Here is a 24,578-nt window from a genome sequence, read left to right on the forward strand (position 1 = left end):
ATGGATATCAATCAAGAAATAATCAACGCATTCGAAGTGATAAAAGAAGGCGGAATCATTCTTTATCCTACTGATACTGTATGGGGAATTGGCTGTGACGCAACCAATCCTGAGGCCGTTGCTAAAATATACAAACTCAAACAGCGAGCCGAAACTCAAAGCATGATTTGCCTGATGAATGGCGAAAAAATGATTTACAATGTTTTCAAAGAAGTTCCTGAAGTAGCTTGGCAAATTATGGATTTGTCCGAAAATCCAACTACACTAGTTTTAGATAAGCCCCGAAATGTAGCTCCCAATTTAATTGCAACCGATAATACTTTGGCCATTCGCATCGTCAAAGAACCTTTTTGTTTTAAATTAATGGAACGCATGAAAAAACCATTAGTATCGACGTCGGCAAATATCTCTGGCCAGCCTACACCAAAAAGTTTCAAAGAAATTAGCCCTGAAATTATAAAAGGCGTTGACTATGTTGTAAATTTGCACCACGATAAAATTGCAGGAAAACCATCCACAATCATTAAATTGACTAATGATTCTCAGGTAAAAGTGATTCGCAAATAATTTAATTAGCCACGAATTCACAAATTTCTTTTAAATAAACATGCTTTCATGACACAAATTATTCACAAAGACGAAAGTTTTCAAATTATGGGAATTCTATTTGAAGTTCATAATAATTTGGGTGGAGGTTTTTCTGAGATTGTATATAAAGATGCGTTGGAATATGAATTTAAAAAACTAAATATTCCTTTCGAAAGAGAAAAGGAATATACTGTTCAATATAAAGACATTATATTAAATCATAAATTCTATGCTGATTTTGTGGTCTATAATACAATTGTTTTAGAACTAAAATCTTGCGAAAAATTAGACTCAAAACATATTGCACAATGCATTAACTACCTAAAAGTATCATCAAACAAACTAGCGATTTTAGCCAATTTCAATAATAAATCACTTGAATACAAAAGAATTGTTTTGTAAAAGTCAAGAATAAATTTGTGCCATTCAAAAAAGAAAATATTAAATTTTAATTCGTGAATTCGTGGCAAAAAAAATATGAACTACAAAGAAGCCTTAAACAATAAAATATTCGAAGTTATTTCGCAAGCATCCCAAGAACTTAATGTCGAAAGTTATGTTATTGGCGGTTTTGTGCGTGACTTACTTTTAAAAAGAGATTTTAAGAAAGACATTGATGTTGTCGCCGTTGGGAGCGGAATTGAATTGGCATTAAAAGTATCTGATTTACTTCCTAAAAAGCCAAAAGTACAGGTTTTTAAAACCTATGGCACCGCAATGCTGCGTTTTGAGGAAACCGAAATTGAATTTGTGGGCGCTCGAAAAGAATCCTACAATCTCGACAGCAGAAACCCTATTGTAGAAGACGGAACGCTTGAAGACGACCAAAACAGACGTGATTTCACCATAAATGCATTAGCATTATCCTTAAGTTCCAATAATTTTGGAGAGCTTTCGGATCCATTCAATGGTATTTCCGACTTGGAAAACAAAATCATAAAAACCCCTCTTGATCCAGACATCACTTTTTCTGATGATCCTTTGCGTATGCTTAGAGGAATTCGGTTTGCTACTCAATTGGGTTTTGAAATAGACCAAAATTCATTGGACTCCATTACCAAAAATGCCGAACGCATCAAAATTATTTCCGGAGAACGCATTGTAGAAGAATTGAATAAAATCCTTTCAACAGATAAGCCTTCCGTTGGATTTTTGTTATTGTTCAAAACTGGGCTTTTGGACATCATTCTTCCAGAGCTAACTGCTTTAAACCAAGTCGAAGAAATAGAAGGCCACACACACAAGAATAACTTTTACCATACTCTTGAGGTTGTGGATAACATTTGTCCAAACACAGACGATATTTGGCTGCGCTGGTCTGCTTTATTGCATGATATTGGAAAAGCGCCAACCAAACGCTTCGACAAAAAACAAGGCTGGACTTTTCACGGACACGAATTCCTTGGCGGAAAAATGGCTAAAAAAATATTTGAACGCCTGCACATGCCATTGAACCACAAAATGAAATTTGTCCAAAAAATGGTTATCATGAGTTCTCGTCCAATCGTTTTGGCTCAAGATATTGTAACCGATTCGGCTGTACGTCGCCTAGTTTTTGATGCTGGCGAAGATGTGGAAAATCTAATGACGCTCTGTGAAGCCGATATCACAACCAAAAACCCTAATAAATTCAGGAAATACCATAGCAATTTTGAAATTGTCCGCAAAAAAATTGTGGAAGTAGAAGAACGCGATCACATTCGCAATTTCCAACCGCCTATTTCTGGCGAGGAAATTATGGAAATCTTTGACTTAAAGCCTTCCCGCGAAATTGGTATGCTAAAAGAAGCAATCAAAGAAGCAATCTTGGAAGGTGAAATCGCCAATGATTATAATGCTGCTTATGAATTTATGATGAAAAGAGCAGAGAAGTTGGGATTGAAAAAAGCGGAAAAATAACAGAAAAAGATTAACATATTTAAAAATGAAAAATAACAAATCCGTAATTATCTGGCTGCTTTCAGGTTGCTTTTTAGTGTTTGTAATGGTTGTAGTGGGTGGCATCACCCGATTGACAAATTCTGGTTTATCCATGACTGATTGGCATTTGGTAACCGACACCCTTCCTCCTCTTACTGAAGCCAAATGGCAGGAAGCTTTCGACCAATACAAACAATTTCCTGAATACCAAAAAATCAACATCCACAATGATTTCACCCTGTCCGACTATAAGTTTATCTATTTTTGGGAATGGTTTCACCGCTTCATTGGACGAATTATCGGTTTAGTTTTCATTGTTCCGTTCTTTTATTTCTTACTGAAGAAAAAAATTGACAAAGCCACACTTAACAAATGTTTTATCCTTTTAGGAATGGGAGCTTTGCAGGGCTTTTTTGGATGGTTTATGGTAAAAAGCGGTTTAGTCGATAATCCCGATGTAAGCCATTTTCGCCTCTCATTACACCTTACATTCGCCTTTATCACTTTTGCATATACACTTTGGGTTGCATTAGATTTAATCTATCCAGATAAAAAAGATGCCATTGTCCCATTGCAAAAAATAGCCCGATTCGCATTAGCCTTTTTACTTCTGCAAATCATATACGGAGGTTTCGTAGCAGGACTAAATGCAGGCTTAATCCACAATCACTGGCCAATGATGAGCGACGGGCAGTTCATTCACGACAGTGTATTTATTGAGCAAAAAACGTTGCTTTTAAATCTTACCGAAGGGAAAAGCGGCGTTCAGTTAGTGCATAGAACATTAGCTTATGTAGTAGTAGGACTCATTTTATTCCTATACTTTAAAAGTAAAAAATACGGCCTTGACGCGCAACAGCAAAAAGGATTAAACGCTTTGATTCTAATTGTTTTTCTGCAATTCACTTTAGGCGTTTTCACACTTTTATATAGCGTTCCGCTGTGGTTAGGCTTAACACATCAAATCGTTGCTTTCTTTCTATTAACAGCAATGACTTACACCTTGCACCGATTGAGCAAATAGAAAATGTGGTTATAAATTTTAGCTCTATTATTTACTTTAGAAGCAATAACACCAAGCATTTCCAGTAAACATGGTACCCTCTATCCGTTACAAACGAAGTTCACTGAACACCCTTAAAATAAAAATTAAATGAAAAAATATTTTTATTTTTAAAGAAAAAACAAAAACGTTTTCTGCTTTATCGGAGGTAGAAGAAAACTATATTACTTCTTTGCCATCAGCTACAATTGGAGCAAAATTAAGCTCATAACAAAAACGCTTTTAGATATATATTAACTCTTATGAAGAGCTATTTCCAAAAGCGTTTGATGCCATTTCAAATTACAATTTAGCAAGATCCTCAAAATAACATTACTTTTGCAGTCTGGCTATATTGTCACATCTCATTGTTTTCAACTAAAAAAATGACTAAACTCGCTACACAAAATCAATTTCTCGACTTATCCGATTATGGCAGGCCGTTTGCGAGATATTTTGCAGATCAATTAAAAAATACTCGTTTTACCCCCATACACATAACGCTTATTTTTGGCGTTTCGGGGCTAATTGCGGTTTATTGCATCTTACAAAAACATTACTATTTAGCCTCTTTTTTTATCATTTTAAAATCAATAATTGATGCTGTTGACGGTGAACTCGCTCGTGCAAAAAACACGCCGTCTTATACCGGAAGATACCTCGATAGCATATTTGATATTATCCTGAATTTTTTGATTTTGATGTCCATTTGCTATGTCTCCAAAACTACATTTTGGATTACAATTTTAGCATTTATTGGAATACAATTACAAGGAACCCTGTATAATTATTACTATGTAATTCTAAGGCATAAATTAGATGGAGGAGACACAACCAGTAAAATTTTCGAAGACAAATCACCTTCTGCATTACCAGGTGAAAGTCAAAAAATTGTAGATATTTTTTTCCTGATATATACTTTCGTTTACGGAATCTTTGATACAATCATACATCGTTTGGACAAAGGAGCTCATAAAGTAAAATCTTTGCCAAACTGGTTTATGACACTTGTTTCGCTGTATGGATTAGGTTTTCAGCTATTATTAATTGCAATACTATTGCCTTTGGGCTGGATAGAAATGATTGCTCCATTTTTCATTTCTTATTCGATATTAATTTTTATTCTAATAGGGATTAGGAAAAATTATTTAACCTAAAAAGAGTTTTTTTACCACTTTTTTGCTCAAAAAACGTCATAAATAAAATCTATACACAAAGTTTAAACAACACAAATTCAGTATTTTAAAATAAATTATATAAATAATAATTTTAAGTCATTTTCAGCCGATCCAATTTTTGAAATCTGAAACCTTTTCCCGGCTTACAATCACCTCATCTTCTCTAAAAGTAGGCAAGATAATCCTTAATCTGGAGTTGCTGTACACTGTAATTTCCTTTATGGCCTTAAGTGGAATAATGAATTTTCGACTGATCCTATAAAATTCCGAAGTGTCTAATTCCTGATCCAAAACTTCCAAAGTTGAATCCAATAAATAATTTCTGTTATCGAAAGTATGAATGTAAGTTCCTTTATTTTCACTAAAAAAACATTCAATTTCATCMGTGGAAATGACCTTGAGGTGCTGTCCTATTTTGACTGTGAATCTTTTTTTAAATACTTTTTCAAAAGGGTTTGAAAACATTTTTCGGATCTGTTCAAAATCCAATTGCATAGGCTGATTTTCATTTGTTTTTGAAATCTGGAAACGGTCTTTAAATTTCAAAACTGCTGTCTCCAAATCATCCTCATCAATCGGTTTCAAAAGGTAATCGATACTGTTTAATTTGAATGCTTTTAGTGCATATTCATCATAAGCCGTCGTGAAAATTACAGCACTTTTTATATTTATTTTTTCGAATATCTCGAAGGACAAACCATCGGATAATTGTATGTCTAAAAAGATTAAATCTGGGTGCTCATTTTTTGAAAACCAGTCAATTGATTCTTCTACAGAATGCAGCATCACTTCCGTCTGAATATTAATTTTTTCCAGTTTGCGCTGTAGTAATCTCGCCGCCGGTTTTTCGTCTTCTATTATTAGTGTGGTCATTTTTTAGGTTAGAAGTTATAGGTTATAAATTAAAAAAAAGAGAATAGATTGTGGTGATTGTAATTTAGACTTTTAAAACATTTAAGCCCTTAAACTCATATTACAAAACTCTTTCTCACTCCCACTTATGATTTTTGTCTTTATCCATCAACTCTTTAATTTTCCTTTCCTCCCAGTCGGCACTAAAAAATATGTTTCTGCCAAAAACTGATAATCCATGCGCCAGCAGTCCTATTCCCCAAAAGAAAGCTGTCGCAAAAGTTTCCCATTTAAAAAAAACTTCGCTCCCTATTACACTTCTATTAAATGTGGATATAATTATAAACGCATTTACAAGTACATAAACTAACGCATGAATGTAAAAGCCTTTGACCCGTTTCACCCGTTTATAAGCCAATTCATATCTCATATCTGGATTGAAATTTTCATCCTGAAAATTTTCAAATAATTGTTTTCTATATCTTCCCATCGTTTTTTGTTATTATTATTAAACAGAAATTAAGATTCTAATTTACTAAGCTCTAAGATTAAAAAAAGATTCTCAGAAACTTAAAATTTCAGCAACTCTATTCCCACTTATTTGTTACTGGTTTTTCTTTTTCCATTAATTCTTTAACTTTCCCGCTTTCCCATTCTTTATTAAAAAACGGTGCAAAATTAAAAACCTCAAGTCCGTGTAAAACAATTGCCATTCCCCAGCCTAACAAGCTAAACCAAAAATACAAAAAGCCCGGTGAAGTCATAAGGTTAACAACTATTATAATTGGGGTACAAAGAAGATAAACCGTCAAATGCTGATAAAATTTTTTAATTTTTTCTACTCTTTTTTGAGCTCGATAATAACGTTCTTCTTCAATATAATTTGTTTCCATTTGCTGTTCTGTAAAGTTATTATTCCCATGTTTTTTTTGCCTGATCTTCTTTTTCCATAAATTCCTTCACTTTTCGTTCTTCCCAGTCTCTGCCAAAAAATGGCAGCCAATTAAACACTTTTAATCCGTGAAAGACCACACCTGCACCCCACCACAACAAAGGCCAGTAAAACCATAAATGATTCGGAGTCGTAATTAAATTTATTGCAATCAAAAGGATATTTACCATAATGTAGGATCTCAAGTTCTCATAAAAACCTTTAATTTCCTCCATTCTTTTTCTCGCTATGCCATAACGCTCTTCTTCTGTATATTGAGTTCTCATTTTCAGCTGTTATATTAAGTTACTCCCAAGTTTTTTTTATCTGTTCTTCTTTTTCCATGAATTTTTTAATTTTTCGCTCTTCCCATTCCTTATTAAAAAATGGTGAATAGTTAAAAACTTTTAATCCGTGAAAAAAAACTCCAATTCCCCATCCCAGTAAAGGCCAAAAGAACCATAAATACTCTGGCGATGTTGTTAAATTCAACACCATCAAAAAGCAGTTCACCACAATATAAGAAATTAGGTTCCCATAAAAACCTTTAATCTCCTCTACTCTCTTTTTCGCTTTATAATAACGTTCCTCTTCTGTATATTCATTTTCCATGACTATTGAAATTTTAGATTTTAAAATTATAAAACCACACTAAAAAACTGAACCTTCCAACACTATTTCCAATTCTGTTTACTTTCTTCTTTGTTTAATATTTCCTGTATTTTTCTTTCCTCCCAGCTGCTTCCATATCCAAATATCTTAAAAGCATGCATAATCAAACCAAATCCCCAACCACAAGCAGAAAACCAAAACCAATGAAATTGCGGCATATAAGTAAGATTGACAAATATTATTATCGGAATCACGCAGCAATAGGAAATCAGGTTACCGTAAAATCCTTTAAGTTCTTCCACTCGTTTTTTGGCTCTATAATAAGCCCCATTTTCCATAGTATTAAAAGTTGTTTCCATAACACTGATTTGTTTCGTTAAAATTGGAATCTTAACTGTAAATGTTTTTTCATTCTGCTCTATCAAAACCTTTCTTCCAGTTATAATTCCGTAGCGGTCGACAATATTCTGTAATCCTACTCCCTGACGGCTTTGTATCACTTCTTTCTTTTGAAAATCATTTTGAACGGCCAAATAATCACTCTCTATAAATATTCTGATATGCAGCGGTCTTTGTTCGCTTACAACATTGTGTTTAACCGTGTTCTCCAATAAAAGCTGCAGTGAAAGCGGTACCACTTTGGCATCAGGATTTATAACTGTTTCCGGTAATTCATAAAAAAGACTGTTCTCAAAACGCATTTTCAAAAGATTCATATACGTTTTGGCAAAAGACAGCTCTTCAGCAACCGAAACCAATTCTTTGTCTTTTTGTTCCAATACATACCGGTAAATCTTAGACAAAGAAGTGGTAAACCGTTGCGCATTTTCAGGATTTTCCTCAATCAATGAACTCAAAACATTCAAGCTGTTAAAAAGAAAATGCGGGTCAATTTGGTTCTTTAAGGTCTCAAACTTTGCATTGGCGGTTCCGGCTATAATTCTCTGTTGGGTTACTTCGGTTTTGGAAGCCTGTTTCCATTTGACCATAAAGCTTCTGGCCTGCATAAAAGTCGAAACTCCCAAAGATAAAATGATGTAAAAAAGATGTACCCAAATCATTCTTTCGCTAAAAAAATTTCCTAAAGGCTGATTTTGAATAACCACAAAAACAATATAATTCACACCTAAAACTGCAGGAACTGTGTACAAAACTGTAACCACGATTCCAAAATATACTCTTAAGTTAGTTTGCTCCAGCCAATCCCATTTTTTATCTAAAAGAATATTAAGAAAGCCATTCCCAAAACCAAGCCCAAAAGAATAAAGACAGCTTAAACAGAACGTCAATAAAACATTTTTTATAGTTAAATCAGCACCCAGAAAAGCTGAAAATATTAATGTAAAAACCATAGAAATCTTGAAACACATAATCGTTCCGCTTCTCAAATTTCCAAATGTATTTCTATGATCTTTCATAAGTAAGCTTAAGGAGTTTATTTACAGTTTTTTTGCGATTCCAGAGCTCTTTCCAATCCCCATTTTGGAGAGAAAGAAGTTTCAGGTTTAAAAGTACCAAAAAGTTCAACAGCTTTATCAATCTGAGCACATAATGGTTTTGTATCAACACCTGTCCATTTTGCTCCTCCCAGCTGATAATCCGCTTCACCAAAAACAACTCTTGGATTGTTAGGGTCTATCGCCTTTCCTTTTGCGTAAGCTTCCATTACTTTAGCCGAGTATTTTTGTCCATTTGTCATCGGGTCTGCTACCACATAAGCTGTGTAGATTAATGCCTGCATTGCATATAGTTCGGCATTGTTTTGGTCTTTTATCATTTCAATGTCTAAAGCATCTTGTGCTTTTGTCAGCATCAAATCGAGTTTTGTTTTATCTTTCTCAGTAAAAGCTGCAGTTGTGTTTACCAAGGCAATATAATAGTTTGGGAGCCAGCTGTTTTTTTCAGCAGAAGCAATTCTTTCGAACATTGCCGATGCTTCTGTATTTTTTCCTTCTTTCCAAAGCCCAAAAGCTTTACCCATTCCTTGTTCAAATYGTGTTTGTGCAGATAATAAACTGCAGATAAAAAAAGCGATTGTAGTGATAATTTTAGTCATAATTTCTAGTTTTTTTTTATTAATTACTAAGTTTTTGAGATACTACTCTCTAATTTTTTTGATGATTGAAACGTTTATAAATTTATACTTCAAAAGTATTTCAGTTCTAGCGGATTTAAAATTTAAAACTGCTCAACTGTAGATTTTTGAGGATGAATTGTTTTTTTTAAGCTTTTGAGTCTCTAAGTTATTCTTAAACAATTAAACCCATTTCTAAAGGTTCTTTAGCTGATTATCGTTTTTATTGTCACTGATTGTCCAGAAGAAACCAACGAAAAAGAATCTGTCTGCGGTTGGTGTAACGGCTTGCCTGTTATAAACTCCGTTTGCATCAGGTAATTTGGCATAATCGTATCCAAAAACATTTTGGCTTCCTAAAATATTTGAAACTGAAAAATAAAGAATTTTTTGTGTTGTCAATAAATATGCCCAGTTAAAACTCAAACTGTTATATGATTTTGTTTTTCCGTTCATGAATTTCGTTTCATTTGGATTATTATACGGTCTTCCTGTGCTGAAACTATTCGTGAACCCGATTTGTGATTTCCAGTCGGTGATGAAATATTTAGTCACTACAGACAAACTGTGATCTGCTATAAAACTTGGAGTTGCCATAGTCGGGAAATTTTTATAATCCCTTTCCGAATCGATATAAGAATAAGATATCCAATACTCTAAGTTTTTATACAAATTGCTGTCTCTCCAAAATAAATCCAATCCTTTTGCATAACCAGAACCATTATTACTGAAAAATGAATTATACTGAATGTCTTTCGTATCATATTGAACCAAATTGCTGTAATCTTTATAATAAGCTTCGGCTCTAAAAGTCTGTCCAGGTTTAGTAAATTGGTAATTCAAAATATAATGTCTTGCCTTTTCGCTCTCAAACTGATGGTATTTTGAATATTTGATGTAATCCGCCACAGGAGTTTGAGTAAAATCGCCATAAGCAAAAGAAAACTGACTGCTTTTTGAAACTTTATAGGCAATCGAGGCTCTTGGAGCAATATTGGTTTCCTCTAATAAACTATTATTTGAAAGTCGTAAACCAACCTTTAAAGCTAAATACTTAGAAAACAGAATATCACCTTCAGTATAAAAAGCGGCAATGTTCGAGTCGTAGCCATTTGAAGTTTTAAACGCAATATTGTCATCAAAATTTTCATTGAATTTTGTAATAAAGTAATCTGCTCCAAAAGACAATTTGAAATAATTTGAAACATTTTTTCGCAGCTTCAGTTTCAATTGCGCAGCATTTTCATCACTGTCAACATCATTTGCATTATACTTTACTTTATTAGTATTATAACCATAACTTATTCCAGAAATTAACTGCCAGCCTGTTCCAAAAGTTCCAGTGTAAGAAGCATTCAGATAGAAATTATTATTATTTAAATCAGTTCTGATTTTATCCTCGAAGTTTATATTTTTCTGATTCAAATCGAATTTCGATGAATCAAACGCAGCATATAATTTGAAGATTCCGTTTATAAAATGATAACGGTATACCGTTTCGCCGGATAATGACTGATACGGACTGTTCCAATCTACATTTTGAGGAATCAGTGCCTGATAAGGCGCAAGATTTATATAAGCAGTGTTTACGCTCAACGAACTTTTTTTCCATTTTTGCGTATTTCCTAAACCTAGCCCTACAGTCATAAAAGAAATATCAGTTTTATTTTGATCCGGTTCGTCTTGTGTATTCAAAAGCAGCACACTTGACAAAGCCTCACCATATTCAGCAGAATATCCTCCGGTAGAAAAAGCGATTCCGCTAAACAAAAAAGGAGAAAAGCGGCCACGTGTCGGCAAATTGTTAGTGGATGCTCCATAGGGCTGCGCTACCCGAATTCCGTCAACAAAAGTTTGGGTCTCGCTTGCTTCTCCCCCACGCACAAACAAACGGCCGTCTTCACCAACAGTTTGTGTTCCTGGCAAAGTCTGCAACGCTGCAATAATATTCCCTGCAGATCCTGCAGTAGTAACAATATCCAGTGGTTTAAGGACTGAAACTCTGGCTTTATTGCCAGATTCTAATGTCCCAGCCGTAACAACAACCGCATCAAGAGCATTTACATTTTCTCTTAATTTAACCGTTTGATTTTTAAAATTAGCAACATCTATTTCCTGTTTGTATGTATCATAAATTAAAAAACTCACTATCAGGAACTGATTCCCTTTTGCCGTTGTTTCAAAAGAAAATTCACCTGTTCCAGAACTTGTCGCCCCGTCATAAGTCCCTTCAATGTAAATACTGGCTCCTGCAATTGGTTTTCCTTTTTCATTGGTAATTTTGCCCGAAATAATGTTTTGTGAAAATAATGCTAAACTAAATAAAGAAGCTAATGCTAAAAAAATGGTTTTCATAAATATTGATTTTGATGAGGCAAATGTATTTTAACAGTTTTAGTTAAAAAACATTTAAAAACCCAATTGTAGAAATTCATGGATGAGTTGTAAATTACTTATTTGTATCTTGGCTATTGTTTAGAAATAATTAAAAAATACCGTTCGATGTAATTCTGTTTAAATAAAAAATGAATCACATAGGCACATAGATTTAATATCAAATCATTAAAAAATGAATAAAAATAGCACTATTTTTCACATAGATTGACTATGTAAAAAGTAAAACGTCTATCAAGCTCTTTTAAAACACCATAAATTCTATGTTTCTATGTGTTAAAATGCACCCAACAAATTAAAAAAACACAAATGAACATAAGCATTGCACAAATAAAACCAGTTAAAGGAGATATTCCGGCGAACATTGAAAAACACATTCAATTTATTGATCTTGCTGTTTCTCTAAAAGCTTCTTCTGTTTTTTTTCCTGAGCTTTCATTAACTGGGTATGAACCAGAACTTGCAAAGGAACTCGCTGTAGACCATAATGACAGCCGACTTGATAAATTACAGCAGATTAGTAACCGGAAAAAGATTACTATTGGGCTTGGAGTTCCTACCGTTCATCCAAAAGGAATCCGCATTAGTATGATTATTTTTCAGCCCGAAAAACCAAGGATCACGTATTCAAAACAACAGCTTCATGAAGATGAATTTCCGTATTTTGAAAGCGGAGATGAGCAAATTTTAATCACTATTGAAAATCAAAAGATTATACCGGCAATTTGTTTTGAAAGTTTACAAATCGATCATGCAGATAAAGCTGCTGAACTTGGAGGACAAATTTATATTGCCAGTGTTGCAAAATCACAAAATGGAATAAACAAAGCTTACGAACATTATCCTAAAGTGGCTAAAAAATACAAAATACCAGTTTTAATGTCAAATTGTATTGGCGAATGCGGCAATTTTATTAGCACAGGCTACAGTTCCATTTGGACAAAAGAAGGAAAACTAATCGCTCAATTAGAAAATCAGCATGAAGGCATTATCATTTTTAATACTGAGACAGAAAAAGTCACAAAACAAGTTATTTAGCTAAATCTATTTTTTATATCTTTAGAAAACAAACAGTTAAACAATACTACAATGTCAGAAAGCAAAAGAATTTCAAATCTGTATCAGTCCATTTACAATGGCAATCCGTGGCTTGAGGTCACTTTGGCAGACACTTTAAAAGATATAAATGCACAACAGGCATATAAGAAAATCAATCCCGATGTGAACACAATCTGGGAAATTGTCAATCACCTCATACAATGGAGAAGAAATATTTTGAGGCGCGTACAAGGAGAAGCAATCACCACTCCCGACCATAATTACTTTGTACCTGTTTTAGACCCATCTGAAGTGGCTTGGCATCAATCACTCCAGAATCTGGCGAAATCGCAGGAATCATGGAATACTTTTTTTGAGGGTTTTAACGACAAAGATTTCGAAAAAATATACGTCAACAACAATCACACCTATTACGAACATATCCACGGAATAATCCAGCATGATGTGTACCATCTTGGACAGATTGTTATTCTCAAAAAGTTAGTTTAATATACTAAAAAAAGAAATTTACATGAAGAAAAATATTCTCACTGTCCTATTTTTATGCATCGCAGCAATTGGATTTTCGCAGGAAACCGAATCTAAATATGACGAAAAACTAGCAAAATACCTAAACGCTGACGAACGCGGCATGAAGCAATACGTATTTTGCCTTTTGAAAACCGGAAGCAACACCACCGCAACTGCCGAAGAAAAAGACAATCTATTCAAAGGTCATATGGCGAATATTGGCCGATTGGCAAAAGAAGGAAAACTTGTCGTGGCCGGCCCTTTCATGAAAAACGACAGAAACTATCGGGGAATTTACATCTTTAATGTTACTACAATCGAAGACGCAAAAGCGCTCGTTGCCACTGATCCTGCTATACAATCAAACTTACTTGAAGCCGAATTGACTCCTTGGTACGGTACTGCAGCATTGCAGGAAATATTGAAGATTCACGAAAAAATAACGAAAAAATAGTTCTAGTTTTTTAATTTAAACCAAAGAATTCATTATCATTCAAGGAAGCACAAACTTTAAACTTAAAAATATGCCACATCTTTTAGCAACACTCAGAAATGTTCCTTTTGAAACCATAAAAGAAGTTTTGGAAAATGACAGAGCCTTTCATGCTTCGGAGGAAATGTATTTGGAACATATTTGGCAAAATGCCGACGATGAAAACGAAGTATTGTTCATTTTTAGAATCAATTCTATTGCCAACACAAAAAAACTTATTGAGAAGTTACATAACAAAGCATTAGAACAAGATCCAAATGCTAATTTACCTAATATGACATATCTAAAATGATTACATTAAACAAAATACACCATATAGCTTTAATTTGTTCGGATTACGCAAAATCAAAACATTTTTACACAGACGTTTTAGGATTGACCGTAATTCAGGAAATCTATCGTGAAGAACGAGAATCCTACAAACTTGATTTGGCTCTCAACGGAGATTACATCATCGAATTATTTTCATTTCCCAATCCGCCAAAACGCCCATCCAGACCAGAAGCCACAGGCTTAAGACATTTAGCTTTTGAGGTTTCAGATCTGGATGAAACAGTTGCTTTCCTAAACTCCAAAAATATCAAATCAGAACCCATTCGAATTGACGAAATGACTCAAAAACGCTTTACTTTTATCGCAGATCCTGATGAACTTCCCATTGAGTTTTATGAACTATAAATTTCCAATTCGATAATTTTAACATTTTAAATAACACCATTTTATCTTTAATTATGAATTTGAATGCCTAAATTTGCGAATCGCATAAAAAATGCGATTCAAAAAACTAAACTTCTGATGAATAAAACGGCGCAAATCAAAAAAAATCATCAATTCATAAAACTCCGAAAATTAGTTATCGTTTCCGTTTTAATAGGCTTTCTTTCAGCCTTTTTAGGAATTTCACTCAAAAAAATAACGGAGTATTACGAAGAAATCTTCTTTCATCAGGTTTCAGTTAATCCCCTTTTTTACATCTTATTTCCAGTTTTTGGCCTTTCGGTAATTTATTTTTTAAGACAATATCTTTTCAGAAAAAAAGAAAACAAAGGCATAAAAGAAGTTTTTGAAAGCACTCAGTCAGCATCAAAAAACTTACCCACTTACAAAATCCCATCACACTTTATAAATGGTTTACTAACTGTAATTTTTGGCGGTTCAACCGGAATTGAAGTATCAACGGTTGTTGCTTCGGCCACTATCGGTTCTGTAGCCCAACAAAAAGAAAATGTATTTCGCCAATACAAAACGGAGTTAATCTGCGCTGGAGTGGCTGCAGGAATCACTGCTTTGTTCAGCAGTCCTGTTGCTGGAATTTTATTTGCTGTCGAGGTTATCTCCAGAAAAGTAACCCGTGCTTTTATCATTTCAAATGTAATTGCGGTTTCCATTGCTTTTGGATTGCTTTCGATATTAAATGAAAAACCATTATTTACAGTTTCTATTACTACTTGGCATCTAAAAGCAATTCCTTATTTTATCCTTTTAGGAATTCTGGCAGGGATAAATTCGGTTTATCTTACAAGATGCGTGCTGTTTTTCAAATCCCAATTTTCAAAAATAGAAACCCATTATTACAAAATTATATTAGGTTCAGCAATTTTAAGCATTTCCTTATTTATTTTTCCGCAATTATATGGAGAGGGATATCACTCGATAAAAACAATTTTTGGCAATTCAGCCGAAATTCCGTTAACAATAACTTTGGCTCTGACTTTTATCGGAATCTTGATTCTCAAACCTATCGTAACTTCCATAACATTAGCCTCTGGCGGTGATGGAGGCGTATTTGCGCCCAGTCTTTTCATTGGTGCATTTTTAGGATTATTATTAGCTTCCGTTTTAAACACTTTTTTCAGCACACAGGTGATTCCGCTTAACTTCATGATTATCGGCATGGCCGCTGTCCTAAGCGCCAGTATTCACGCGCCTTTTACAGCCATTTTCTTGGTTTGCGGATTAACGAATGATTATACTTTATTCATCCCAATTTTGGCGGTTTGCCTAATTTCAAAATACACTGCAAAAATGATTTATCCATTTACGGTTTATTCCTACTCATCTAGTTTAGCAAAATAATATATTTTCCATGCCTGTTCAAAAAATAAAGCGAACGTACCGCAAAACGAAATACATCCTTTACAAAGAAACTTTAGTCGATTATAAAGAACAATTTTGGTCATTTTTAGGCTCGTTTGTCGGCATTGGAATTCTGGCATATATCCAGTCCATCCATTTCAAAGGAAACGATGCGGTGTATTTAATTGGTTCTTTCGGAGCTTCGAGCGTCTTGGTTTACGGCATCATCCAAAGTCCGTTTTCACAGCCCCGAAATCTCGTTGGAGGACATTTAATTTCAGCCTTAATAGGTGTTACCGTCCATAAATTAGTTCCCGATATTATTTGGATCGCTGCTCCCCTGGCCGTTTCCTTTGCTATAATTTTAATGCAGATCACTAAAACCCTGCATCCTCCGGGTGGAGCAACCGCGCTTATCGCCATCATCGGTTCCGACAAAATAAAAGCCTTAGGCTATATGTATGTGTTCTCGCCAGTGCTTATTGGCGTCCTTATTTTACTGCTCACGGCTTTAATCTTTAACAATATGACTCCAAGCCGAACCTATCCAAGCCATAGCACCTACCACAAACACTATCATAAAATCAGAAAAAGACTGAGCAGAAAATAGTAAATTCCATTTTAAACCGAGCTCAATTATTGCTTTTGGAGCAGAAAGATCTGTTTTTTTTGTGCCTGCATTGGTTCCGCTATCCGTTGCAATCTTATAAGCCGAACACCGGCTTATAAGGATTTTCACTGCTATCGGTGCTAAAGGGAAACATTTAGCATTTTTGCCATTATCCTAAAAATAGTCTCGCCCGAGATTCCTCAATAGGGATAAATTTCACGAAGATGCCCAAAGGAGACACAAAGATTCGCAAAGAAAAATTCTTGAGATTGACCTAAAAAACTTCGTGAAGCTTTGTATATTCTTCGCGTTCCTCTGTGAAATAAATTCTTTGCATCAATCAAATCAGCTCCCGTCAAAATCTTTTCAACAAATCCCAATTCATAAATTTAAAATCTAAAATTAAACTTTACATTTGCTCTTTCAAAAAACAAAGATTATGGTTTATAAATTCAGAGTCATTCTAGATGCCGAAGAAGACATTTTTAGAGACATAGCAATACTTGCTGAAGACACTTTAGAAGATTTACACAATGCTATTTTCAATTCATTTGGCTTTGACGGAATGGAAGTAGCCTCTTTTTATACTTGTGACGAAACTTGGAATCAAGAAGATGAAATTCCTATGTTTGATACAGGAGATGTTCCCGGTGAACAAAAAATCATGAGTGATTATAAGTTATCCGACATATTAGACGAACAAAATACCAAGATTATTTATGTTTACGATTTCATCAATATGTGGACTTTTCTAGTAGAATTGGCCGCAGTTGAAGAACAAGTTGTAGGGAATATTTACCCAGAAACTATATTCTCCCACGGAGAAATGCCAGACGAAGCCCTAGAAAAAAACTTTGAAGCCGATGATATGCACAACGACATCTACGGCGAATTTGAAGACGATTTGGACGAAGACGACCTAGACATGTTCGAAGGAGACGACAGCTTTGAAGACTATGGGTTTGAGGAGAATTGGAATTAGAACGAAACGACAATAAGAATCAAGAGCCAAGAGTAAAGACTTTAATTCTGTCTTTTTCTTGGCTCTTTCATCTATCATCTAAAAAACAAAAATAAATGATCAACCTGTACAACACGCACATTGAAACGTTATCCATACACCGTGTGGGAAACATGAGTCGCAACGAGCCTCTTTTTTTATCAGAAGAACCATTTAAATTGAACGATGAAATCGTGCCTTTGATGAAAGAGTTTTTCTTTAAGCCGTTTAAAGAAAAAGAAGAAAACTACTTTCAGTTTGCTCATGAAGTGGATTTGGACTACAATGACATGTTTAAATATGCTACCGAAATTTTCAGCAATCCAAATTCTTTGCATGAGGTTTCCAAAAAGATTACCAACCACCTTTTTGAGCAGTCCAACCACCCGCATATCAAAAATGGTGAGGTATATGTGACTTATTTGACCAATTTAAGCATTGACAATAATGTTGTGGATGCCATTGGTATTTTCAAAAGCGAAATCCAATCCGACTTTTTACAGTTTGAAGAAAAAGGAACGCAATTGGAAATGATTTTGCAGCACGGGGTAAGCTTAAACAAACTGGACAAAGGCTGTTTGATCTTTAATTATAAAAAAGAAGAAGGATACAAAATTCTTTCTGTTGACAGCAATCGTTATGATGCCAGATATTGGCTAGAACACTTCCTATCTGTTGATGCTTTTGAGGATGAAAATTTCATTACCAAAAAATACTTGAAATTTTGCCAAAACTTTGCCAAAGACGTTGTTTTCCCTGCCGAAGATAAAAAAGAAGAGGTAATGTTCATGAACCGTTCTGTGAATTATTTTGCAAAAAACGATCAATTTGAAGAAACTAATTTCTTAAATGAAGTACTTGATAATCCTGATTTGATTCCTGAATTTAAAAATTACAAAGTTGACAAAGGAGAGAAATATAGCATCGAAGATGTTACCTCTTTCCCAATTGCGAATGCTGCAGTAAGCGACGCAAGAAAATCAATCAAAAACGTAATCAACTTAGATACGCATATCCAAATCAAAATGGATTTTATCAATCCAGAAAGTGCTGAGAAATTTGTAGAAAAAGGCTGGGACGAAGAAAAACAAATGTATTATTATCTAGTTTATTTCAACAAAGAACAAAAATCCTAATTTTTTTGCTCTTGAAATAAGAGAAACTTCTAAATAGAAATTATAATTCATAATCCTCGACGGCTTAGGCAGTTGAGGATTATTTTTTTATAACAATAAATCATTCAGGCAAGACAAAAAAAACATTACTGTAAGATTTTGATTTCATTTAAATAAAAAAAGTGTTTTTTATCGGTTTTATTTGAAGAATAACAAAAAATAATTTATGTTTGTTAAAACATATATCCCCCACATTATGAGCTTCTTAGATTTAATGTCAAAATTTGTTGACAAAAAAACCGCATGTTCCATTTTTGGACATAAAATAGTGACTGTCAGAAACGTTACTAATCATTTTAAAGAATACAAATGCACAGTTTGTCAAATAGAATTAACAAACGATCTGCAGGATAAAAAAACATTTTTGACGCCGCGGTTAAAAGAAATAAATGAGACTTTATTAAATCATTATACAAGAAAGCATCTTTCTTCTATGTAATTTTTTCCGTTGTTAAAATCCCGGTTTGAATAAATTGGCGCTATTGAAGTTTCTGGTAACAAATTCAAAAGCGGCACTCAATACATTCCCCATCGATTTTGCATTTTTAAAATTCATGTCGTTTGTATAACGGTACAATTCCAGTTTTAACTGACTAAGATTTTCATCATTAGAAATAAAGTCATTACCCATAATTTTCATCAGAATCTTAATCCGGTTTTCAGCGGTATTGATTCTTTTGGCTAGAGCAGAACGCTCTTCATTTTTATATTGCTCAATAGATCTGTCTTGGAGTTTTTCTTTAACATTTTTAATCATAGGATAATTTTCCTTGAAAAATTGTGGCCGATACACTTTAAAATTTCCTTCAAAACATTGCTGATCAAAATCAATTGGTCTGATTTTATAGACCACCTGATCAAAATCGTGAATCGGGATCACTACATAATTATACGATCTCATATCGCCCAATAAACGAATCATACAGCGTTCGTTAAACTTTACAAATTCTTTTGCTATTTGAGCCTTTTCAGTTTCACTGCATTTATCCAATAGCGTCTGCATAAAAACATCGCCGGGGATTCCGGTAATATGCTCTTCGATCAAAGTATCTTTGAAAACTAAAAAATTAATTTTGTAGGGTGACAATAAATGCTCCAATTCCAATCCATACACTCTGGAAGCATCTGCCTTTTTGATATAAAAATAAGTATAATTGTCATTTAGAATGTTTCGCACTTTGATTCGGAATGGTTTTGAGTTTCCAAAAGTACAATAGTCAATTGCATCCACATTTAAGTACTGCAGAATATCGGTATTCCCGTCTGAATACAATAATGAATATACTTTCTTTAAATTTAAATCAATTTCATCCCTTTCAAATTCATTGTAATAAACCCTAATCCATAAAGTATCTTGGTCGTTTTTATCAAAAACATTAATTGAACCCGAAAACCGCAAAAGATCATCATAAATTATTGGTTCTTTTGATACAAGATCAAACCGTTCCAAGTAATTCAAAAGTGCATTATTGATAGGATAACAAGGTTTTTTAAAAAACATTAAGGGCTCGCTCATTTTGGATACATTTATTACAAATTTACATTAAAACCCTTGTATATTCAAGGCATGACGCTATAAAAATCATTAAAATTTGAATACAAAAAGCATAATTTCTAAAATAAACATATTATCTTATTCATCGGTAATTTTTGCGTGAGGGATTGAAGTGGAGCTCTTTTTATATTTAGCGATTTTTCTTCGCCAAATATAAAAAAGCGGGAACGGAAAGCCCGACCCGACTTTTTTGAGGGTCACGCACGCATGAACTTAAACGAACTAGTGAAATAAATCGAAATGTTGCTGTTTTAGAATTAAACAACAAAAAATCAACGGCATGAGTAACAAAAAACAAATTAGCTCGTCCTATACAAAAAACGATATACTTTGGAAACAATACTTTCAATTCAGAACCTCAACAAGCGTTATGGAGGCCTTCAAGCTTTAAAAAATGTTTCATTAGAAATAACAAAAGGCAATGTCTATGGTATTCTGGGGCCAAATGGAAGCGGAAAGTCAACCACTCTGGGCATTATTCTTAATGTAGTAAACAAAACTTCGGGAGAATACAGTTGGTTTGGCGGTAATCTTCAAACGCACGAGGCTTTGAAGAAAGTGGGAGCTATTATTGAAAGACCCAACTTTTATCCCTACATGACTGCTGAACAAAACCTGAAATTAGTTTGCAAAATAAAAAACATTGATTATTCCAAAGTTGATGAAAAGCTGGAATTAGTAGGTTTGACCGAAAGAAAAAACAGCAAATTTAGTACGTTCTCTTTGGGTATGAAACAGCGTTTAGCAATTGCTTCTGCCTTACTGAATGATCCTGAAATTTTAATTCTGGACGAACCAACAAACGGATTAGACCCACAAGGAATCCATCAAATTAGAGATATTATAAAACACATTGCTTCCAAAGGAACAACCATTTTATTGGCTTCCCACCTATTAGACGAAGTCGAAAAAGTATGTTCGCATGTATTGGTTTTAAGAAAAGGCCAGGTACTTTATTCTGGTCCTGTTGACGGCGTTTCGGCAAATGAGGGCTTCTTCGAACTGCAGGCTGATGATACCGAAAATTTAATCCGTGTTTTACACACACACCCTGCAATTGATAAAATTACAACTGCCGATGCTAAAGTTTTAGTGTATTTAAAAAGCAAATTAGAATCAAAAGATCTGAATCAGTATCTCTTTGCAAATAACATTTGCTTGAGTCTTTTGGTAAAACGCAAAAACAGCTTGGAAGAACAATTTTTAGAATTAACGAAGCAATAGCAAAAGTCAATTTCAATTTCAAAAAACAATAATAACGTGCTAAGTACTTTTGTACTAATCACTAAGTGCTATTCACTAATCACTCTCCAACATGAAACGATTACTCTCTATAGAATTACAAAAAATTTGGCTAAACAAAGCCAGCCGTGTATTGACTTTGACTTATTTTATACTGTTATCATTTATTGCTTTGATAGCCTCCATCAAATTTGAAATTGGGTCGCTTCATTTTCAGGTTGCCGAAATGGGTATTTTTAACTTTCCATACATCTGGCATTTCAATACCTATGCAGCAGCTGTCTTAAAACTCTTTTTGGCAATCGTAATTGTCTCGATGATGGCAAATGAATACAGTTATGGCACTTTAAAACAAAACCTGATTGATGGTTTGAGCAAAAAGGAATTCATACTTTCAAAATTTGTAACTATAGTTCTGTTTTCGCTATGTTCTACAGTTTTTGTTTTTATAATGACCTTAATTCTTGGCTATAGTTTTTCCTCTTATACAGAGCTAAGTATTGTTTTCTCCGATTTGGATTATCTTTTAGCTTTTTTTGTAAAACTGGTTGGTTTCTTCTCTTTCTGTTTGTTCTTGGGAATATTAGTAAAAAGATCTGCTTTTGCATTGGGCTTCCTTTTGGTTTGGAGCATAATAGAAGGAATTGCAAAAGCATTTTTGAACTTTCGTCTCTTCCCAGAAGGTAAAACCGCAGGTTACATCACCCAGTTTTTCCCTTTGGAAGCGATGTCAAACTTAATAGTAGAACCTATTTCCAGATTATCATTTATTAAATCAATTGGCACCCAAATGGGCGTTGAAAACATCAAAGATTACAGCGTTCACTTTTTTGATATTACAATCGTTTTAGGCTGGACAGCAATTTTTCTAATCCTATCTTATAGAATTTTAAAAAACAGAGATTTGTAGTATCTTTGTATACCATGAATTTTCCAAAATCATTAGTACTAGCTATTCTTTTGTTTAACTTGGATATTGCATATGCTCAAGTTATTACAGTAGATGACACCAAATCAGCTCAAGAATTAATTGAAAATGTTTTGGTAAAAAGTACTTGTGCCAATGTTTCTAATTTTAAAATTAATGGCGATACTTTTACTGCTGGACAAAACAGCTATGGTTATTTCAACGCCGGAAGCAGTAATTTCCCACTTAAAGAAGGCGTAATTTTATCTACTTCCAGCAGTAAAACTGCAATAGGTCCTTATGTAAGCAATCAAACTGGAGGCGGAAATAAATTATGGCTTGGTGATGCCGACCTTGATCAGGCATTGGGAACAAAAAGCGTAAATGCTACAGTGCTCGAATTTGATTTTGTACCCTTGACCAATTTTATCAGTTTCAATTATATTTTTGCTTCCAATGAATATCAGTCATATTTTCCTTGTGAATACTCAGATGGTTTTGCTTTTTTAATTAAAGAAGCAGGAAGCACTGACAATTATAAAAATATTGCAGTTATCCCAAACACTAGCATTCCTGTTTCTTCTAAGAATATTCATCCTATTATAAATTCGGTAATTGATTCACAAAATATTACCCACCCTGGCTGTAATTCAATTAACGAAACGTATTTTAATGGTTTTAACAACAGTACGAGTCCAGTCAATTATAGTGGCCAAACTATAAAACTGAATGCTCAGTCCGAAGTAACTGTCGGAAAAACCTATCATATAAAATTGGTAATTGCAGATGATGGCCCAGAATATTATGATTCAGCTGTTTTTCTGGAAGCGGGTAGTTTTTCTGCAAAAATGGATTTGGGATCAGACCGCACAGCTACAAACAACGATCCTATTTGTTTTGGCGAAAACTATATCATCAATACCAAACTATCTGCCAGTTATACATACGAATGGTACAAAGACGGTGCTATAAGTCCAATTCCAGGAGAAACAAAACCATCTCTTACTGTTACTGATACAGGAACTTATAAAGTAAAAGTCACTTTATCTCCTTCAGTTTGTACTGTCGAAGATGAAGTAAGAATTGAGTATGCTCCTCAAATTGTATTAAATAATGCTGCTTTATATCAATGTGATGATGATAATGACGGCATTACTGTTTTTGATTTAACCAAAATGGATAATCAGATTAAAAATAATAATCCAAAACTAACAAATTTGACTTATTATACTTCATTAGCAAATGCCCAAGCAAAAATTAACCCAATAGTAAATCCAGCCTCTTTTAAAAATACAACGATCAATCAAACATTATTTGCCCGTGTAAATAATGAATTTGGATGCGTCAATTATGCTCAGTTAGCTTTAGCAATATCCAATAACCCTATCGCTCCCCAAAATCCAATTGAAACTTGTGACACGGATGCAGTACAGGATGGAATAACTCAATTTGACTTAAACGCAAAAATTACTCCTCAAATCACTAATGGACTGCCTGCCGGCTTAACCGTCGAATATTACGCAACTCAAGCTGACGCTATTTTGCAAAAAAATCAATTACCCAATTTATTTACTAATACAGCTCCTAAACAGCAAATAATTTATGCCCGAATTGTAAACGGTACTGATTGTTACAAAATCACCCCAGAAACAATTATCGTTCATACATTTGAACCTCCAAATTTTGAAGAGACAGCATCTTTTTTATGTGATGGCTCTAGTGTGGTTTTAACTGTCGATAGCGGTTATGCTGACTATTTGTGGAGTAACGGAAACAAAACAAATACAACAGCTGTTACAGCTCCAGGTCAATATACAGTTACTGTTACAAATACAGAAAAATGTCAAAAGACCAAAGAATATATCGTAAAGCCTTCTGGAATTGCGACAATTACCGATGTAAAAGTTAATAATTTTGCTGGTGCCGAAAATATGGTTTCAATTCACTATATTGGCAATGGAAATTTTGAATTTTCATTAGACGGAAATTTTTATCAGGACAGCCCAATTTTCAATGGCTTGGAAGCAGGAACCTATTGGGCAGCTGCGAGAGACAAAAATGGTTGTGGCACATCCGCTTCATACAAAGTTTATGTACTTGATTACCCTCGTTTTTTTACTCCAAACAATGATGGTTACAATGATACTTGGAAAATAAAAAATTTAGATGTCTTTCCAAAATCTGTCATAACTATTTTTGATCGTTATGGAAAACTAATAAAACAGCTGGATCCTACTGGCAATGGCTGGAATGGCACATTTAATGGAAAAGAATTACCTGCTGATGATTATTGGTTTGTTATAAATTTTGATGATGGAAAAACAATGAAAGGACATTTCTCTTTAAAGAGGTAGATTAAA

General features: G+C 34.0%; 26 protein-coding genes. 17 read left to right on the plus strand and 9 right to left on the minus strand.

The window, feature by feature from the left end; genetic code table 11:
• The 5 genes from AC1DVP_RS08095 (at position 1) to AC1DVP_RS08115 (ending at position 4,707) form a co-directional block, all read left to right on the plus strand.
• The gene (locus AC1DVP_RS08095) at positions 1-567 is read left to right on the plus strand and encodes an L-threonylcarbamoyladenylate synthase (RefSeq protein ID WP_477182989.1); all 567 of its coding nucleotides are present in this window, start codon (positions 1-3) and stop codon (positions 565-567) included.
• 48 nt (positions 568-615) lie between these two features.
• On the plus strand, positions 616-990 hold the full coding sequence (locus tag AC1DVP_RS08100) for a GxxExxY protein (RefSeq protein WP_477182990.1): 375 nt from the start codon (positions 616-618) through the stop codon (positions 988-990).
• A gap of 75 nt (positions 991-1,065) precedes the next feature.
• Complete coding sequence (locus AC1DVP_RS08105; RefSeq protein WP_477182991.1) at positions 1,066-2,487, plus strand: CCA tRNA nucleotidyltransferase; 1,422 nt, start codon at positions 1,066-1,068, stop codon at positions 2,485-2,487.
• Between the two features lie 25 nt (positions 2,488-2,512).
• On the plus strand, positions 2,513-3,532 hold the full coding sequence (locus tag AC1DVP_RS08110) for a COX15/CtaA family protein (RefSeq protein WP_477182992.1): 1,020 nt from the start codon (positions 2,513-2,515) through the stop codon (positions 3,530-3,532).
• Positions 3,533-3,936: 404 nt separating this feature from the next.
• Positions 3,937-4,707, plus strand: a complete 771-nt coding sequence (locus AC1DVP_RS08115; protein WP_477182993.1) for a CDP-alcohol phosphatidyltransferase family protein — start codon at positions 3,937-3,939, stop codon at positions 4,705-4,707.
• Positions 4,708-4,830: 123 nt separating this feature from the next.
• Here AC1DVP_RS08115 and AC1DVP_RS08120 read toward each other — a convergent pair whose 3' ends face one another.
• The 8 genes from AC1DVP_RS08120 to AC1DVP_RS08155 all read right to left on the minus strand — a co-directional run bounded on the left by AC1DVP_RS08120 (position 4,831) and on the right by AC1DVP_RS08155 (position 11,552).
• Positions 4,831-5,601 (minus strand): LytR/AlgR family response regulator transcription factor, encoded by a 771-nt coding sequence (locus AC1DVP_RS08120; protein WP_477182994.1) that lies wholly within the window; start codon positions 5,599-5,601, stop codon positions 4,831-4,833.
• A 115-nt stretch (positions 5,602-5,716) separates the two neighbouring features.
• Positions 5,717-6,070: a 2TM domain-containing protein gene (locus tag AC1DVP_RS08125; protein WP_477182995.1), complete on the minus strand. Its 354-nt coding sequence runs from the start codon at positions 6,068-6,070 to the stop codon at positions 5,717-5,719.
• Between the two features lie 97 nt (positions 6,071-6,167).
• Complete coding sequence (locus AC1DVP_RS08130) at positions 6,168-6,473, minus strand: 2TM domain-containing protein (RefSeq protein WP_477182996.1); 306 nt, start codon at positions 6,471-6,473, stop codon at positions 6,168-6,170.
• Between the two features lie 19 nt (positions 6,474-6,492).
• Positions 6,493-6,798 carry a 2TM domain-containing protein gene (locus tag AC1DVP_RS08135; RefSeq protein ID WP_477182997.1) on the minus strand — a complete coding sequence of 102 codons (306 nt, stop codon included), beginning with the start codon at positions 6,796-6,798 and terminating at the stop codon, positions 6,493-6,495.
• A 19-nt stretch (positions 6,799-6,817) separates the two neighbouring features.
• On the minus strand, positions 6,818-7,123 hold the full coding sequence (locus AC1DVP_RS08140) for a 2TM domain-containing protein (protein ID WP_477182998.1): 306 nt from the start codon (positions 7,121-7,123) through the stop codon (positions 6,818-6,820).
• A gap of 62 nt (positions 7,124-7,185) precedes the next feature.
• A complete protein-coding gene (locus AC1DVP_RS08145) occupies positions 7,186-8,541 on the minus strand; it encodes a histidine kinase (protein ID WP_477182999.1) in 1,356 nt (451 codons plus the stop codon).
• Positions 8,542-8,558: 17 nt separating this feature from the next.
• A complete protein-coding gene (locus AC1DVP_RS08150; protein WP_477183000.1) occupies positions 8,559-9,179 on the minus strand; it encodes a hypothetical protein in 621 nt (206 codons plus the stop codon).
• A gap of 213 nt (positions 9,180-9,392) precedes the next feature.
• Complete coding sequence (locus AC1DVP_RS08155) at positions 9,393-11,552, minus strand: TonB-dependent receptor (protein WP_477183001.1); 2,160 nt, start codon at positions 11,550-11,552, stop codon at positions 9,393-9,395.
• A 348-nt stretch (positions 11,553-11,900) separates the two neighbouring features.
• Here AC1DVP_RS08155 and AC1DVP_RS08160 point away from each other — a divergent pair, with 348 nt between their 5' ends.
• The 9 genes from AC1DVP_RS08160 to AC1DVP_RS08200 all read left to right on the plus strand — a co-directional run bounded on the left by AC1DVP_RS08160 (position 11,901) and on the right by AC1DVP_RS08200 (position 18,475).
• Positions 11,901-12,629 carry a carbon-nitrogen hydrolase family protein gene (locus tag AC1DVP_RS08160; protein WP_477183002.1) on the plus strand — a complete coding sequence of 243 codons (729 nt, stop codon included), beginning with the start codon at positions 11,901-11,903 and terminating at the stop codon, positions 12,627-12,629.
• A 51-nt stretch (positions 12,630-12,680) separates the two neighbouring features.
• The gene (locus AC1DVP_RS08165) at positions 12,681-13,139 is read left to right on the plus strand and encodes a DinB family protein (protein ID WP_477183003.1); all 459 of its coding nucleotides are present in this window, start codon (positions 12,681-12,683) and stop codon (positions 13,137-13,139) included.
• A 22-nt stretch (positions 13,140-13,161) separates the two neighbouring features.
• Complete coding sequence (locus AC1DVP_RS08170; protein WP_477183004.1) at positions 13,162-13,614, plus strand: YciI family protein; 453 nt, start codon at positions 13,162-13,164, stop codon at positions 13,612-13,614.
• 70 nt (positions 13,615-13,684) lie between these two features.
• On the plus strand, positions 13,685-13,945 hold the full coding sequence (locus AC1DVP_RS08175; protein WP_477183005.1) for a hypothetical protein: 261 nt from the start codon (positions 13,685-13,687) through the stop codon (positions 13,943-13,945).
• Positions 13,942-14,331, plus strand: a complete 390-nt coding sequence (gene gloA2, locus AC1DVP_RS08180; RefSeq protein ID WP_477183006.1) for an SMU1112c/YaeR family gloxylase I-like metalloprotein — start codon at positions 13,942-13,944, stop codon at positions 14,329-14,331. Before AC1DVP_RS08175 ends, gloA2 begins: the two co-directional genes overlap by 4 nt.
• A 117-nt stretch (positions 14,332-14,448) precedes the next feature.
• Entirely contained in the window at positions 14,449-15,729 is a 1,281-nt protein-coding gene (locus AC1DVP_RS08185; protein ID WP_477183007.1) for a chloride channel protein, read from the plus strand.
• A gap of 10 nt (positions 15,730-15,739) precedes the next feature.
• Positions 15,740-16,339, plus strand: a complete 600-nt coding sequence (locus AC1DVP_RS08190) for an HPP family protein (protein ID WP_477183008.1) — start codon at positions 15,740-15,742, stop codon at positions 16,337-16,339.
• Positions 16,340-16,778: 439 nt separating this feature from the next.
• Complete coding sequence (locus tag AC1DVP_RS08195) at positions 16,779-17,321, plus strand: IS1096 element passenger TnpR family protein (RefSeq protein ID WP_477183009.1); 543 nt, start codon at positions 16,779-16,781, stop codon at positions 17,319-17,321.
• Between the two features lie 95 nt (positions 17,322-17,416).
• Positions 17,417-18,475 carry a nucleoid-associated protein gene (locus tag AC1DVP_RS08200; RefSeq protein WP_477183010.1) on the plus strand — a complete coding sequence of 353 codons (1,059 nt, stop codon included), beginning with the start codon at positions 17,417-17,419 and terminating at the stop codon, positions 18,473-18,475.
• A 490-nt stretch (positions 18,476-18,965) separates the two neighbouring features.
• Here the strand turns inward: AC1DVP_RS08200 and AC1DVP_RS08205 are convergent, their stop codons facing one another.
• Positions 18,966-20,030, minus strand: coding sequence for a hypothetical protein (locus tag AC1DVP_RS08205; protein WP_477183011.1), 1,065 nt, complete (start codon positions 20,028-20,030; stop codon positions 18,966-18,968).
• Positions 20,031-20,399: 369 nt separating this feature from the next.
• Here AC1DVP_RS08205 and AC1DVP_RS08210 point away from each other — a divergent pair, with 369 nt between their 5' ends.
• The 3 genes from AC1DVP_RS08210 to AC1DVP_RS08220 all read left to right on the plus strand — a co-directional run bounded on the left by AC1DVP_RS08210 (position 20,400) and on the right by AC1DVP_RS08220 (position 24,572).
• Positions 20,400-21,293: an ABC transporter ATP-binding protein gene (locus tag AC1DVP_RS08210; RefSeq protein ID WP_477183012.1), complete on the plus strand. Its 894-nt coding sequence runs from the start codon at positions 20,400-20,402 to the stop codon at positions 21,291-21,293.
• 91 nt (positions 21,294-21,384) lie between these two features.
• On the plus strand, positions 21,385-22,221 hold the full coding sequence (locus tag AC1DVP_RS08215) for an ABC transporter permease (RefSeq protein ID WP_477183013.1): 837 nt from the start codon (positions 21,385-21,387) through the stop codon (positions 22,219-22,221).
• Between the two features lie 14 nt (positions 22,222-22,235).
• A complete protein-coding gene (locus tag AC1DVP_RS08220) occupies positions 22,236-24,572 on the plus strand; it encodes a choice-of-anchor L domain-containing protein (protein ID WP_477183014.1) in 2,337 nt (778 codons plus the stop codon).
• Positions 24,573-24,578: the final 6 nt, after the last annotated feature.

The sequence above is a fragment of the Flavobacterium sp. P3_A6 genome (assembly GCF_056403035.1).

Bases quoted from the DNA above. Each gene is read 5' to 3' on its own strand.
- AC1DVP_RS08095 (WP_477182989.1), top strand. From the start codon at position 1: ATGGATATCAATCAAGAAATAATCAACGCATTCGAAGTGATAAAAGAA.
- AC1DVP_RS08100 (WP_477182990.1), top strand. From the start codon at position 616: ATGACACAAATTATTCACAAAGACGAAAGTTTTCAAATTATGGGAATT.
- AC1DVP_RS08105 (WP_477182991.1), top strand. From the start codon at position 1,066: ATGAACTACAAAGAAGCCTTAAACAATAAAATATTCGAAGTTATTTCG.
- AC1DVP_RS08110 (WP_477182992.1), top strand. From the start codon at position 2,513: ATGAAAAATAACAAATCCGTAATTATCTGGCTGCTTTCAGGTTGCTTT.
- AC1DVP_RS08115 (WP_477182993.1), top strand. From the start codon at position 3,937: ATGACTAAACTCGCTACACAAAATCAATTTCTCGACTTATCCGATTAT.
- AC1DVP_RS08125 (WP_477182995.1), bottom strand. From the start codon at position 6,070: ATGGGAAGATATAGAAAACAATTATTTGAAAATTTTCAGGATGAAAAT.
- AC1DVP_RS08130 (WP_477182996.1), bottom strand. From the start codon at position 6,473: ATGGAAACAAATTATATTGAAGAAGAACGTTATTATCGAGCTCAAAAA.
- AC1DVP_RS08135 (WP_477182997.1), bottom strand. From the start codon at position 6,798: ATGAGAACTCAATATACAGAAGAAGAGCGTTATGGCATAGCGAGAAAA.
- AC1DVP_RS08140 (WP_477182998.1), bottom strand. From the start codon at position 7,123: ATGGAAAATGAATATACAGAAGAGGAACGTTATTATAAAGCGAAAAAG.
- AC1DVP_RS08145 (WP_477182999.1), bottom strand. From the start codon at position 8,541: ATGAAAGATCATAGAAATACATTTGGAAATTTGAGAAGCGGAACGATT.
- AC1DVP_RS08155 (WP_477183001.1), bottom strand. From the start codon at position 11,552: ATGAAAACCATTTTTTTAGCATTAGCTTCTTTATTTAGTTTAGCATTA.
- AC1DVP_RS08160 (WP_477183002.1), top strand. From the start codon at position 11,901: ATGAACATAAGCATTGCACAAATAAAACCAGTTAAAGGAGATATTCCG.
- AC1DVP_RS08165 (WP_477183003.1), top strand. From the start codon at position 12,681: ATGTCAGAAAGCAAAAGAATTTCAAATCTGTATCAGTCCATTTACAAT.
- AC1DVP_RS08170 (WP_477183004.1), top strand. From the start codon at position 13,162: ATGAAGAAAAATATTCTCACTGTCCTATTTTTATGCATCGCAGCAATT.
- AC1DVP_RS08175 (WP_477183005.1), top strand. From the start codon at position 13,685: ATGCCACATCTTTTAGCAACACTCAGAAATGTTCCTTTTGAAACCATA.
- gloA2 (WP_477183006.1), top strand. From the start codon at position 13,942: ATGATTACATTAAACAAAATACACCATATAGCTTTAATTTGTTCGGAT.
- AC1DVP_RS08185 (WP_477183007.1), top strand. From the start codon at position 14,449: ATGAATAAAACGGCGCAAATCAAAAAAAATCATCAATTCATAAAACTC.
- AC1DVP_RS08190 (WP_477183008.1), top strand. From the start codon at position 15,740: ATGCCTGTTCAAAAAATAAAGCGAACGTACCGCAAAACGAAATACATC.
- AC1DVP_RS08195 (WP_477183009.1), top strand. From the start codon at position 16,779: ATGGTTTATAAATTCAGAGTCATTCTAGATGCCGAAGAAGACATTTTT.
- AC1DVP_RS08200 (WP_477183010.1), top strand. From the start codon at position 17,417: ATGATCAACCTGTACAACACGCACATTGAAACGTTATCCATACACCGT.
- AC1DVP_RS08205 (WP_477183011.1), bottom strand. From the start codon at position 20,030: ATGAGCGAGCCCTTAATGTTTTTTAAAAAACCTTGTTATCCTATCAAT.
- AC1DVP_RS08215 (WP_477183013.1), top strand. From the start codon at position 21,385: ATGAAACGATTACTCTCTATAGAATTACAAAAAATTTGGCTAAACAAA.
- AC1DVP_RS08220 (WP_477183014.1), top strand. From the start codon at position 22,236: ATGAATTTTCCAAAATCATTAGTACTAGCTATTCTTTTGTTTAACTTG.